This is a genomic window from Craurococcus roseus (genome assembly GCF_039523795.1).
Lineage (GTDB): Bacteria > Pseudomonadota > Alphaproteobacteria > Acetobacterales > Acetobacteraceae > Craurococcus > Craurococcus roseus.
On sequence record NZ_BAAAFZ010000008.1, the window covers coordinates 176,412 to 189,330 of the forward strand.

A 12,919-nucleotide genomic window follows, 5' to 3' on the forward strand; every position below is an offset into this window, starting at 1 on the left:
CCTCCATCCGCGACGCGGGCGGCGAGGCTGCGGCGGTCGCCTTCGACGTCACCGACGTGCCCGCGACCGCCGCCGCGCTCGGGACGCTGCTCGAAGCCGGCCCGATCCAGGCCGTGGTCCACAACGCCGGCACGCACGAGGACGCGCCGCTCGCCGGCATGAGCGAGGAGCAGTGGCGCGGCGTGGTGGAGGTGTCGCTGACCGGCTTCTACGCCGTGCTGCGCCCGCTGCTGCTGCCGATGATCGGCACGCGCTGGGGCCGCGTGGTCGCCATCTCCTCGGTGTCGGGCGTCATGGGGAACCGCGGGCAGGCCAATTACGCGGCGGCGAAGGCGGGCCTCATCGGCGCGGTGAAGTCGGTGTCGCTCGAATACGCGTCGCGCGGCGTCACCGCCAACGCGGTCGCGCCCGGCATCATCGAGAGCCCCGCCGTGGACGCGGCGATGACGCGCGAGCAGATCGCCCGCATCGTGCCCGTCCGCCGCGCCGGCAGGCCGGACGAAGTAGCGGACCTAGTCGGCTTTCTGGCGTCGGACCGGGCCGGCTACATCTCCGGACAGGTCGTTTCCATAAATGGCGGCATGGCTTGACCGGTCGCACGAAACGAAAAGAGCGTTCCCCGAACGCTTCCGAATGGAACCCGGACCGCCACATGGGTTGTACCGGAATGACCAGCGGAATCCGCGTGTCAGCAAGCTTGGATGAAACCGGAGGTGGGACGACGGATGTCGCGAAGCGTAACTTCTGACGGCAAGCCCCACGGCGCCCACCCGCCCGGCCTCCACCAAAGCAGCGGCGTGCCTTCGAACGGCGAGCACGAATCGCCGTCGTTCAGCCCGACCGGGGGGCCGGGTCTGCACCACTGGCAACGGAGCACCATCAGCGAGCCGGGTCTCGAAGACCGCGGGAGCGTGTTCTTCGCAGCGATCGAGATGACGCGCATGCCGATGATCCTCACCGACCCGAACACGCGCGACAACCCGATCGCCTTTGCCAACAACGCGTTCTTGGACCTCACTGGTTACAGCACCGAGGAGATCGTCGGCCGCAACTGCCGCTTCCTCCAGGGCGCGGGGACCGATCCCAGGCACGTCCAGGAACTGCGGGACGCCGTCGCCGAAAGGCGCGCGGTCTCGGTGGAGCTCCTGAACTACAAGCGGGACGGCACCCCGTTCTGGAACGCCGTGTACATCGCGCCGGTGTTCGGCCCCGACGACGAGTTGCTCTACTTCTTCGCCAGCCAGCTCGACATCACGCGACGGCGCTCCTCGGAGCAGGCATTCCGCCAAGCGCAGAAGATGGAGTCCATCGGCCAGCTCACCGCCGGCCTCGCGCACGACTTCAACAACCTTTTGCAGGTGGTGGCTGGTAACCTCGAACTCCTGGCGGCCAAGCTGACGGAGCCGAAGCTGCTGCGCTACGCGGACGCCGCCGCCGGCGCCGCCGAGCGCGGATCGAGGCTCACCAAGCAGCTCCTGGCCTTCGCCCGCAAGACGATGCTCGACCCGAAGCCGACGAGCCTCAACGACCTCGTCCTCGAGTTCGGCGACATGCTCGAGAGCACGGCCGGTCCGGCCATCGAACTGGAATTCAGCCTCAAGCGGCGCGTGCCGGCCTGCTCGGTGGACCGGGTCCACCTGGAGATGGCGCTGCTGAACGTGCTCATCAACGCGCGCGACGCCATGCCGAAGGGCGGCACGGTGACGATCGGCACCTCCGCCTTGCGCCTGGAGAACGGCGGGGCGGAACGGCTCGGCCTCCCCGCGGGCGAGTACGCGGTGCTCTCCGTCGCCGACCAGGGCGAGGGGATGCCGCCGCATGTCTTGGAGCGGGCGACGGAGCCGTTCTTCACCACCAAGCCGCAGGGCAAGGGCACCGGCCTCGGCCTCGCCATGGTCCACGGCTTCGTCCAGCAATCGATGGGCCGCTTGGAGGTGGAGAGCGAGATGGGCCGCGGCACCACCATCCGCATGATCTTCCCGACCGCCGTCGAAGGGGCCGCGCCGACCCATCGCCGGCCCGCCGACTCCGACACGCCCCGGCGCGAGGACCCGCGCGGTTCGGCCGAGACGATCCTGGTCGTGGAGGACAGCGAGGACGTGCTGGCGTTGGCGCGGGAGCACCTGGAGGGCCTCGGCTACCGCGTGCTCACCGCGCGCAACGGCGACGAGGGCCTGGAGGTGTTCGAGCGCGAGGCCGACGGCGTGGACCTCGTGTTCTCCGACATCGTCATGCCGGGCGGCGTGAACGGCGTGGTGCTGGCCGACAGGGTGCGCGCGCGCAAGCCCGGCGTGCCGGTCGTGCTCACCACGGGCTACAACGAGCAGATGGTGGCCGACGGCCCCGCCCTCACCTCTTCGGACGTGCTCGGCAAGCCCTACAGCCGCGCCCAGCTCGCCGACCGCATCCGCGCCGCCCTCAACTCCAGGGCGCACGGCGCCGGCCGCCGCGCGCCCGCCACGGACGGGTACGCGGGGCCGCGCCACGAGGGCTGAGCCGCGCGGCGGCTAACCCATGTCCTCCAGGCCCAACGCCCGCAGCCGGCCGCGCTCCTCGTCCCAGCCGGGCCGGTCCTTGACGTTGAGGAACAGGTGGACGCGCCGCTCCAGGAGCGCCTCCAGCTCGCGCCGCGCGCGGCTGCCGATGGCCTTGATGCGCGCCCCCCCGTCGCCGATCAGGATCGCCTTCTGGGTGGCGCGGCCGACGTAGACAGTGCAGTCCACGCGCACGCTGCCGTCCTTGCGCTCTTCCCAGTTCTCGGTTTCGACGGTGGCGTGGTGCGGCACCTCCTCGTGCGTGAGGCGGAGGATCTGCTCGCGCACGATCTCGGCCACCAGCATCCGGTTCGGCAGGTCGGAAAGCTCGTCTTTCGGGAACAGGAACGGCCCCGGCGGCACCGCTTCGGCCAAGCGGTCGAGCAGGCGGTCCAGGCCGCTGCCGGTCTGCGCCGAGACCATGAACGTCTCCTCCAGCGGCAGCAGCGCGTTGATCTCCGCGGTTAGCGGCAGCAGGCGCTGCGGGGGGATGAGGTCGACCTTGTTGAGCGCCAGCCAGACGCGGTTCTTGCCCTTGGCCAGCCGGCCGAGGATGGCCCGCACGGGATCGGTCAGGCCGGCGCGGCTGTCGACGATGAGGAGCGTGAGGTCCGCGTCCTGGGCCCCGCCCCAGGCGGCGGCGACCATGGCGCGGTCGAGCCGGCGGCGCGGGGCGAAGATGCCCGGCGTGTCCACGAGCACGATCTGCGCCGCGCCGCGCATCACCACGGCGCGGATGCGGAAGCGCGTGGTCTGCGGCTTGGGCGAGACGATCGTCACCTTGGCGCCCGCGAGCGCGTTGACCAGCGTGGACTTGCCCGCGTTCGGCGCGCCCACGACGGCCACCAAGCCGCACCGCGTCGCGCTCGCCTCATCGCCGCCGCTCACCGCCGTTCCACCTCCGCCAGCCAAGCCTCCGCCGCGGCCTGCTCCGCGGCGCGGCGCGTGTCGCCCACGCCCTCCGCCTCGCGCCCCATGGCGGACACGGCCACGACGAAAACCGGCTGGTGCGCCGGGCCGGAGGTGGAGACGGTGCGGTATTCCGGCAAGGCCAAGCCGCGGCCTTGCAACCACTCCTGCAAGCGGCTCTTGGCCGGGGCGTGGGGGCGGCTTTCCGCTTCCAGCAACGGCGCGAAGGCGCGGCGCAGGAAAGGTCGGGCCGCGTCGAGCCCGCCGTCGAGGTAGAGCGCGCCGAGCAGGGCCTCCAACGCGTCGGCCAGCACGTTGCGCCGGGCGGTCAAGCCCGTCCTCCCTTCGCCGGGCGGCACCACGAGCGCCGGGCCGAGGTCGAGCGCTTCCGCCACCGACGCCAAGGTGTCCCAGGCGACCAGCGCGCCGAAGCGGCGCCCCAGCGCGCCTTCCCTCTCCTCCGGGAAGCGTTCGATCAGCCATTCCGCCATCAAGAGGCCGAGCACGCGGTCGCCGATGAACTCCAGCCGCTCGTTGGAGTCGAGTTGGCCGCGGCGCGGGTCGGCGGCGGAGCGGTGGGTCATCGCCTGGAGCAGCAGCTCCGGCCGGGCGAAGCGGAGCCCCAGGCGCTCGGCCAAGGCGTCGAGGTCGGGGGGAGCGATCGTTTCTTCGGGCCGGTTCCTCGCCATCGCGTCCTGACCAATCTGGGCCGGTGATCCGAGCCCCGGGCGTCCCGCCCGGGACGATCGCAGGCTAGCGCACCCCGTCGAAGATGCGGCCCCAGCGGATGGCGAAGGGCCACGCCCACACCTGCCACCACGCCGCCGAGCCGTCCCAGGAGAAGAAGATGAATTCCGCCCGGCCGACCAGGTTCTCCAGCGGGATGAATCCCACCGCTCCAGGCTCCCGGCTGTCCTGGCTGTTGTCCCGGTTGTCGCCCATGGCGAAGACGTGGCCTTCGGGCACGCGGAACTCCGGCGTGTTGTCGAGCCGCATGTCGTCCGACATTTCCAGGATGCCGTGGGACACGCCGTTGGGAAGGGTTTCGCGGTAGTGGCGGACGGTCATCCGCGGCCCGTCGCCATCCACGGTGTAGGGGCCGAGCGGCTTGCGCTCCACCGCCACGCCGTTGATGTGGAGGATGCCGTTGCGCACCTGCACGCGGTCGCCGGGCAGGCCGATCATGCGCTTGATGTAATCCTGGCTGGGGTCGCGCGGGAGGCGGAACACCGCCACGTCGCCGCGCTTGGGCACCGCGCCGAAGACGCGCCCCTCGAACAGGTTCGGCGCGAAGGGCATGGAATAGCGGGAGTAGCCGTAGGAATACTTGGAGACGAAGAGGTAGTCGCCCACCAGCAGGGTCGGGATCATGCTGCCGGAAGGTATGTTGAACGGCTCGAAGGCGACGGTGCGGATGCCGATGGCGATCAGGCCGGCGTAGACGACGGTCTTGATGCTCTCGGCCCAACCGCCGGTGTTCTTCTTCGCCATGGAGTTGCTCACGGTCGGGGCTTTCTCTGCTGACGCGCCGGAAAAGGCGGCGGAGCGCGGCCGGCCGGGCAGCGGGATGAAGCCTGGGGGGCCTCGGTTAGTCAAGGAAGCGGTCCGATCCGGCCGCCGCGCTCAGGGCATGAAGCTGCCGCCGCCCACGTCCAGGATGGCGCCGTTGAGGTAGGAGGCGTCATCGGAGGCCAGGAAGGCCACCACGGCCGCCACCTCCTCCGGGCTCCCGGCGCGGCCGAGCGGCGTGTCGGCGAGGAACGCGGCGTCGGCGCCGGGAGCGGCGGCCCGCGCCATGGGCGTGTCGATCCGCCCCGGGGCCACGCTGTTGGCGGTGATGCCCTCCGGCCCGAGTTCCACCGCCAGGCTGCGGGCGAGGCCGAGCAGGCCGCTCTTGGACGCGGCGTAATGGGCGCCGGCGATGCGGCTCTTGGTCCGGGCCGCTTGGCTGGCGATCATGATGATCCGCCCCCAGCGCCGCGCCGCCATGGGCGGGATGCAGGCGCGCGAGGCGAGGAAGGCGCCGGTGAGGTTCACCTCCAGCACCCACCGCCATTCTTCCGCCGGCGTGTCGCGCACGCGCCGCGCCCGGCCCTCGGCCTTGGGCGAGATGCCGGCGTTGTTCACCAGAACGCCGAGCCGGTCCCACCAGTCGCCCAGCAGGCCGGGCAGGCCGGCAACGGCATCCTCGTCGGATACGTCCAGGCGGATGGCGCGGGCCTCGTGCCCGGCGGCGCGCAGGACGGTGGCGGTGGCTTCCACCTCGTCCAGCACGTCGGCCAGGACCACGGGATGGCCCTCGGCCGCGAGGCGGGCGGCGATGGCGGCGCCGATGCCGCGGGCGGCGCCGGTGACGAGCGCGACCCGGCTCCGCCGCGCGTCGCTCATGGCGCGAGCATCACCTTGCTGGCGGCGCGCTGCCGCGCCAATTCGAAGCCTTCGAGGCCGCGCGACAGCGGCAGACGATGGGTGATCATCGGCCGGAAGGCTTCCGGGTCGCGGGCGAGGTGCGCCAGCACCCGCGTCCAGGTGCTCCGCGCCGCGCCATGGCTGGCGCGGAGCTGATGGCGCATCCGGACGAAGTCGGTCAGCGGCAGCGTGAGCGGCGCGGCGTGGATGCCGGCGGCGACGAGGACGCCGCCGCGCTTCAGCACCGCCAAGCCATCGTTGACGCTGGCCGGGACGCCGGTGGCTTCGATCACCGCGTCCACGCGCCGGCCGCCGGTCAGCGCCATCGCCTGGTCCGCCAGGGGCGCCTCGGCCACGTCCAGCAGCGCGTCGAAGCCGAGGGCGCGCAGCACGGCGAAGCGCGGCTCGTCCGCGCGGCCGGCCACCAGCACCCGCGCGGCGCCGGCCAGCCGCGCCATCAGGGCGACGCCCTGGCCGATGGTGCCGGGGCCGAGGACGAGCACGGTGTCGCCCACGCCGACGCCGACGGTCAGCACCGCTTCCAAGGCCACGCCGAGCGGTTCGGCGAGCGCGCCGACCTCGCTGTCCACGTTGTCCGGCAGCGGGACGCAGCACCGCGCCGGCACCCGCACCTCGCGGGCGAAGCCGCCGGCGCGGGTCAGGCCGATGGTTTCGCGCCGGGAGCAGTCGCGCGCCTCCCCGGCGCGGCATTCCGGGCAGGCGCCGCAGGAGACGAAGGGGATGACGCAGACGCGCGCGCCCGCCTCGAAGCCGCTGCCCGTGCCGGGGCGGGACACGCGGCCGGCGAACTCGTGGCCCATGACCACGGGCAGGTGCGGGGCCATGAAGCCGTAGCCCTCCGTCCACTCGTAGGCGTGGACGTCGCTGCCGCAGATGCCGACCGCCTCCACCGCCACGACCACCTCGCCCGGGCCGGGCGGGTGGGCCGGCGGGACCTCGTCGAGCGAGAGGCCGAAGCCGGGCGCCGCCTTGCTGAGCGCGAGCACGTCAGAAGGGCTCCGGGTAGTGCCCGGCGAAGGCCGAGATGGGCGGCTTGGCGTCCGGGTCGGTCATCAGGTCGAGCAATACCGGCCGCCGCGCGTCCAGGGCGGCGCGGAGCGCGGGGGCGATGCCGGCGCCGTCCGCCACCGTGACTCCCTCCACCCCGCAGGCGCGCGCGATGGCGGCGTGGTCCACGGCGGCGAAGTTCACCGCCTTGGTGTGCTCGCCGAACCGCACCTCCTCCGCGTGCTTCTGGTAGCCGAGGATGCCGTTGTTCAGGACCAGCAGCGTGACCGGCAGCTCCAGCCGCCGCAGCGTTTCCAGCTCCGCCCAGGAATGGGCGAAGCCGCCGTCCCCGCAAAGGCAGACCACGCGCGCGCCCGAGCCGGCCTCGTCCGCCGCGATCCGGGCGCCGATCGCCATCGGCAGGCCCCAGCCCAGGCCGGCGATGCCGCGCGGGGTGAGGAAGCGCTGGCCGGCGCGCTTCGCGGTCAGGTAGTTCGCCACCCAGATGGAGGCATAGGAGGCGTCGGCCACTACGATGTCGTCCGGCGCGAGGAGCCGGTCCAGTTCGGCCATGACGCGCTCCGGCCGGCAGGGCCCGGCGTCGCCCGTGGTGACGCCGGCGATGGTGTCGCGCCACCCCGCGACCGCGGCGGCGATCTCCCGCTCGACCGCCGTCCGGGCGGCGGCGCGCATCCGGAGGTCCTGGTCGCGCATCGCCGTCGCCAGGGCCGCGAGGGTGAGCTTGGCGTCGCCCACCAAGCGGTGCTGCGCTTCGTAGTTGCGGCCCACCTCCATCGGGTCGGCGTCGAGGTGGATGAAGCGCGTCTCCGGGCCGAACAGCTTCCAGCTGTCCGTGCCGTTCTGGTTGGTGCGGTTGCCCACCAGCAGCACGAGGTCGGCGCCCTCCACCATCGGCCGCAGCGCGTGGGCGCGGGCGCCCAGCCCCATGACGTAGCCGACGACGCCGAGGGAGAGCGGGTGTCCCTCGTCCACCGCGCCTTTGCCCATGACCGTGGTGCCGACGGGCAGGTGCGCCGCCTCTTGGAGCGCGGCGAGTTCCGGCGCGGCGCCGGACAAGTGGACGCCGCCGCCGGCGACCACCAAAGGGCGCCGCGCCGCGGCCAGCGCCTCGGCCGCGGCGGCCACCGCGGCGGGGTCGGCGACGCAGCGGTCGAGCGGGATGCGGCCCAGGTTGAGGCTGCGGGAGCGCAGCAGGGACGAGGCCGGCGGCGCCGCTTCGGTCAGCAGGTCGGCTGGCACCAGCAGCACCGCCGGGCCGGGACGCCCCGACGCAGCGGCGGTGAAGGCCATGTCCACGTAGTCGTCGAGCCGGTCGGCGCGGTCCAGGCGGCGCACCCACTTCGCCACCGGCTCGAACATGCGGAGGTGGTCCAGCTCCTGGAAGGCGTTGCGGTCGAAGGCGTCGCGCGTCACCTCCTGCACCAGCGCGAGCACCGGGACGGACGCCTTCAGCGCCTCGGCCAGCGGCGGCACCAACAGCGTCGCGGCCGGGCCGTTCTGCGCCGTGACCACGCCCACCTTGCGCGAGACGCGGGCGTAGCCGTCCGCCATGGCTCCGCCCGCGTTCTCCTGGCGGTACACCTTCTGGTCGATGCCGACGTGCGGCGCCGCCAAGTGGAAGGCCGAGGGCAGGCTCTGGCCAAAGGTGACCGACACGCCGTGGCGGGCGAACGCCTCCGCCAGCCGGAGCGCCACGGTCGCGTTCGCGGCGGCGGGGGTATCCGGCATGGCTTCTTCTCTCCTCCCTTTGGCGGCAAGCAATCGCCCTGCGCACGCGCCCGTCAAGCCGGGCGGCACCGGACCGGGGCCGGTTGCATTGCTTCGGAAACGATGCCTAGGCTTCCGGCAAGGGAAACGTGGCGCGCCGAACGTAGGGCAGCGCCGTCGCCGACGGCGCGCGGAACGCCGGCGGGTGGGAGGCGTGCATGAAGGTCGGCGAAGCCATCGCTGAGATAATGAAGCGCGAGGGCGTCGAGATCCTCTGCGGCTACCCCGTGAACCACCTCATCGAGCACGCGGCCGCCAAGGACATCCGGCCGGTGATGGTGCGGCAGGAGCGGATCGGCCTGCACATGGCGGATGCGATCTCCCGCGTCACCGCCGGCCGCAAGATCGGCGCCTTCTGCATGCAGCACGGCCCGGGCGCGGAGAACGCCTACGGCGGCGTGGCGCAGTGCTACGGCGAGTCGGTGCCGGTGCTGGTTGTGCCCATGGGCTACCCGCGGCGCCTCGCCCACGTGGACCCGAACTACAATTCCACCGTGCAGATGCGCGGGATCACCAAGTCCGCCGAGCCGATCACCTCGGCCGCGGAGGTGCCGAACATCATGCGGCGGGCCTTCACGCGGCTCCGGAACGGCCGCGGCGGGCCGGTGCTGGTGGAGGTGCCGTCCGACATGTGGACGGAAGAGCTGCCGGGGCCGCTCGACTACGAGCCGGTGCTGACCGCGCGCTCCGCCCCCGACCCGGCCGACGTGAAGCGCGCGGCGGCGTTGCTGGCGGGCGCCAAGCGGCCGGTGATCTACGCAGGCACCGGCGTGCATTGGGCGCGGGCTTGGCCGCAACTGCGGCGACTGGCGGAGCTGTTGGCCGCGCCGGTGACGACCAGCCTCGGCGGCAAGAGCAGCTTCCCGGAAACGCACCCGCTCTCCCTCGGCTCCGGCGGCCTCGCCGTCGCCAAGCCGGTGCGGCACTTCCTGGACAACGCGGACGTGGTGTTCGGCATCGGGTGCAGCTTCACCGAGACCAACTTCGGCGTGAAGATGCCGAACGGGGCGCGCTTCATCCACGCGACGCTCGACCCGATGCACCTCAACAAGGACGTGCGGGTGGAGATCGGCTTGCTGGGCGACGCCGGCTTGACCCTGGACGCGCTGCTGGCGGAGCTGGCCGGGACGGTGCGGTCGTCGCGCGACCCGTCGAAGGTGGCGGCGGAAATACAGGCCCACCACGAGCCTTGGCTGGCCGAGTGGATGCCGAAGCTCTCTTCCGACGACGCACCGCTCAACCCCTACCGCGTCCTGTGGGACCTCCAGCACACGGTGGACCGCGACAACACCATCATCACCCACGACGCCGGCAGCCCGCGCGACCAGCTCTCGCCGTTCTGGAAATCCACGACGCCGCTCAGCTACCTCGGTTGGGGCAAGACGACCCAGCTAGGCTATGGGCTGGGGTTGGCCATGGGCGCCAAGCTGGCGGCGCCGGACAAGCTCTGCATCAACGTCTGGGGCGACGCCGCCATCGGCTTCACGGGCATGGACTTCGAGACGGCGGTGCGCGAGCGCATCCCGATCCTGTCCATCCTGCTGAACAACTTCTCCATGGCCATCGAGCTCAAGGTCATGCCGATCAGCACGGAGAAGTACCGCAGCACGGACATCTCCGGCGACTACGCCGCCATGGCCCGCGCCTTCGGAGGCTACGGCGAGCGGGTGACGCGGCCGGAGGAGGTCGTGCCCGCGATCCGGCGCGGCGTCGAGAAGACGCGGGAGGGCGTGCCCGCCCTGCTGGAGTTCATCACGTCGAAGGAGACCGCGGTCTCCAGGCTCTGACCAGACGACCGGGCCGAAGATCAGGGAGGGCAAATGGCGACGGTCGACATCCGCGACGTTCGGAAGGCGTTCGGCGGCTTCGAGGTGCTGCACGGCGTCAGCGTGGACATCTCGGACGGCGAGTTCGTGGTGCTCGTCGGGCCGTCGGGCTGCGGCAAGTCCACCCTGCTCCGCATGCTGGCGGGGCTGGAGAACATCACCAGCGGCGAGATCGCGATCAGCGGCCGGGTGGTGAACAACGTGCCGCCGAAGGACCGGGACATCGCCATGGTGTTCCAGAACTACGCGCTCTACCCGCACATGACGGTGGCCCAGAACATGGGCTTCTCCATGAAGCTGGCCAAGGCGCCCAAGGAAGCGGCGGACCGCGAGGTGATGCGCGCCGCCCGCATCCTCGGCCTGGAGGAGCTGCTGCACCGCTACCCGCGCCAGCTCTCGGGCGGGCAGCGCCAGCGCGTGGCGATGGGCCGCGCCATCGTGCGCAACCCGCAGGTCTTCCTGTTCGACGAGCCCCTTTCCAACCTCGACGCCAAGCTGCGGGTGCAGATGCGCGCCGAGATCAAGGAGCTGCACCAGCGGCTCAAGGTCACGACCGTCTACGTCACCCACGACCAGATCGAGGCCATGACCATGGCCGACAAGATCGTGGTGATGAACGGCGGCAACGTCGAGCAGGCGGGGCCGCCGCTGGAGCTGTACGACCGCCCCGCCAACCTTTTCGTCGCGGGCTTCATCGGCTCGCCGGCCATGAACATGCTGCGCGGGCGGATCAGCGGCAACGCCTTCCGCACGGAGGACGGCACGCAATGGCCGCTGCCGCCCGCCAACGGGCGGGCGCTGCCCGAGGGCGACGCGGTGTACGGCATCCGCCCGGAGCACCTCCGCCTCGAACCGGAGGGCATACGCGCGACGGTGCAGGTGGTGGAGCCGACGGGGTCCGAAACCCAGGTGCTCATGCGGGTCGGCGAGGCGACGCTGATCGGCGCGTTCCGCGAGCGCGTTTCCGCGCGGCCGGGGGACGCGCTGCCGATCTCGCCGGAGCCGGGGCTGGCGCACCTATTCGACGGGGCCACCGGCAAACGCATCTGAACGACGGCAGGCAAGGCAGGGAGGGCGAGGACGATGGCGCACATCATCACCCGGCGCGGGGCGCTTGGCATCGGCGCGGGCGCGCTGGCGGCGGCCGCGGCGGGCGGCGAAGCCGCGGCGCAGCGGATACAGGCCGCGAACGTCGAGATGCCGCGCCTGCCGGTCGAGAGCGGCGCGACCTTGCGCGTCATCCGGCCCACCCGCTTCGTCGAGCCCGACGAGGTCATCTTCCGCGAGAACACGGCCAAGTTCACCCAGAACACCGGCGTGCAGGTCCGCGTGGACTTCGTGGGCTGGGAGGACATCCGCTCGCAGACCGCCGTGACGGCGAACACCGGCGCCGGCCCGGACGTCGTCGTGGGCTGGGCGGACGACCCGCACATCTACGCCGACAAGGTGGTCGAGGTCTCCGACATCGCCGAGTACCTTGGCAAGAAGTACGGCGGCTGGATGTTCCTCGGCGAGAAGTTCGGCAAGCGCGCCCGCACCAACAACTGGATCAGCATACCGCTCGGCGGCTCCACCGGCCCGGTGGTCTACCGCATCTCGGCGGTGAAGGAGGCCGGGTTCGACGGCATCCCGGAGGACCACGCCGGCTTCCTCCGCCTCTGCCAAGCGCTCAAGAAGAACAACAAGCCCGCCGGCTTCGCCCTCGGCAACGCGGTGGGCGACGGCAACGGCACGGCCAACTGGCTCACTTGGTCGCACGGCGCGTACCTGGTGGACGAGGACGGCAAGGTCGCCATCAACAGCAAGGAGACGGTGGAGGCGCTCGGCTACCTCAAGGAGCTGTACCCAACCTTCGCGCCCGGCACACTTTCCTGGCTCGACCCGTCCAACAACCGGGCCTACGCCTCGCAGGAGTGCTGGCTGACGCCGAACGGCGTGTCGCTCTACTTCGCCATGAAGAACGACCCGGCGACGCGCGCCATCGCCGACGACACCGACCACGCGCCCCTGCCCCGCGGCCGCGCCCAAGGGGTGCCGCAGACGGCCACGATCCTCAACGCCATGGTGATGCGCCACACGCGCTTCCCGAACGCGGCGAAGCAGTACATCGCGTTCATGATGGAGGCCAAGCAGTACGACCGCTGGCTGACAGGCTGCCTCGGCTACTGGTCGCACCCGCTCAAGGCCTACGGGCAGAGCGCGGTGTGGGATTCCGACCCCAAGCTGAAGGTGTTCCGGGAGGGCATGAACCACCCATTCTGGAGCGGCTACAAGGGGCCGATCACCCAGGCCTCCGGCACGGTCGCGGCGGAGTACGTCCTGGTGCAGATGTACGCCTCCGTCGCCGCCGGGCAGGCGACGCCCGAGGCCGCGGCGCGCGAGGCCGAACGCAGGGCGCGGCGCTACTTCCGCTGACCGGGGCGCGCAGGGACGGGGAACGGCGGC

11 protein-coding genes are annotated in these 12,919 nt (G+C 71.9%); 5 read left to right on the forward strand and 6 right to left on the reverse strand.

Going from position 1 to position 12,919, the window contains the following annotated elements; genetic code table 11:
- Nucleotides 1–590: 3-oxoacyl-ACP reductase FabG (gene fabG / locus ABD067_RS03775; protein ID WP_343893825.1), on the forward strand; the 590-nt coding region annotated here is incomplete at its 5' end.
- A 135-nt stretch (nucleotides 591–725) separates the two neighbouring features.
- The gene (locus tag ABD067_RS03780) at nucleotides 726–2,495 is read left to right on the forward strand and encodes a histidine kinase famiy protein (protein WP_343893826.1); all 1,770 of its coding nucleotides are present in this window, start codon (nucleotides 726–728) and stop codon (nucleotides 2,493–2,495) included.
- A 12-nt stretch (nucleotides 2,496–2,507) separates the two neighbouring features.
- On the opposite strand, the gene era is transcribed toward ABD067_RS03780, so the two are convergent.
- The 6 genes from era to ABD067_RS03810 all read right to left on the reverse strand — a co-directional run bounded on the left by era (nucleotide 2,508) and on the right by ABD067_RS03810 (nucleotide 8,609).
- Entirely contained in the window at nucleotides 2,508–3,422 is a 915-nt protein-coding gene (era, locus tag ABD067_RS03785; protein ID WP_343893827.1) for a GTPase Era, read from the reverse strand.
- The gene (gene rnc, locus ABD067_RS03790) at nucleotides 3,419–4,132 is read right to left on the reverse strand and encodes a ribonuclease III (RefSeq protein ID WP_343893828.1); all 714 of its coding nucleotides are present in this window, start codon (nucleotides 4,130–4,132) and stop codon (nucleotides 3,419–3,421) included. The genes era and rnc overlap by 4 nt, the downstream gene beginning before the upstream one ends.
- Nucleotides 4,133–4,196: 64 nt before the next feature.
- Nucleotides 4,197–4,934 (reverse strand): signal peptidase I, encoded by a 738-nt coding sequence (gene lepB / locus ABD067_RS03795; RefSeq protein WP_343894176.1) that lies wholly within the window; start codon nucleotides 4,932–4,934, stop codon nucleotides 4,197–4,199.
- A gap of 132 nt (nucleotides 4,935–5,066) precedes the next feature.
- Complete coding sequence (locus ABD067_RS03800) at nucleotides 5,067–5,831, reverse strand: SDR family oxidoreductase (protein ID WP_343893830.1); 765 nt, start codon at nucleotides 5,829–5,831, stop codon at nucleotides 5,067–5,069.
- Nucleotides 5,828–6,859 (reverse strand): zinc-dependent alcohol dehydrogenase, encoded by a 1,032-nt coding sequence (locus tag ABD067_RS03805; RefSeq protein ID WP_343893831.1) that lies wholly within the window; start codon nucleotides 6,857–6,859, stop codon nucleotides 5,828–5,830. The genes ABD067_RS03800 and ABD067_RS03805 overlap by 4 nt, the downstream gene beginning before the upstream one ends.
- A gap of 1 nt (nucleotide 6,860) precedes the next feature.
- Nucleotides 6,861–8,609, reverse strand: coding sequence for an acetolactate synthase catalytic subunit (locus tag ABD067_RS03810; RefSeq protein ID WP_343893832.1), 1,749 nt, complete (start codon nucleotides 8,607–8,609; stop codon nucleotides 6,861–6,863).
- Between the two features lie 197 nt (nucleotides 8,610–8,806).
- Between ABD067_RS03810 and ABD067_RS03815 the strand changes: the two genes are divergently transcribed.
- Genes ABD067_RS03815 through ABD067_RS03825 form a run of 3 tightly spaced genes read left to right on the forward strand, consistent with a single transcriptional unit; the run spans nucleotide 8,807 to nucleotide 12,889 of the window.
- The gene (locus ABD067_RS03815) at nucleotides 8,807–10,435 is read left to right on the forward strand and encodes a thiamine pyrophosphate-requiring protein (protein WP_343893833.1); all 1,629 of its coding nucleotides are present in this window, start codon (nucleotides 8,807–8,809) and stop codon (nucleotides 10,433–10,435) included.
- A gap of 33 nt (nucleotides 10,436–10,468) precedes the next feature.
- Nucleotides 10,469–11,524, forward strand: a complete 1,056-nt coding sequence (locus ABD067_RS03820) for an ABC transporter ATP-binding protein (RefSeq protein WP_343893834.1) — start codon at nucleotides 10,469–10,471, stop codon at nucleotides 11,522–11,524.
- A 33-nt stretch (nucleotides 11,525–11,557) separates the two neighbouring features.
- A complete protein-coding gene (locus tag ABD067_RS03825; protein WP_343893835.1) occupies nucleotides 11,558–12,889 on the forward strand; it encodes an ABC transporter substrate-binding protein in 1,332 nt (443 codons plus the stop codon).
- Nucleotides 12,890–12,919: the final 30 nt, after the last annotated feature.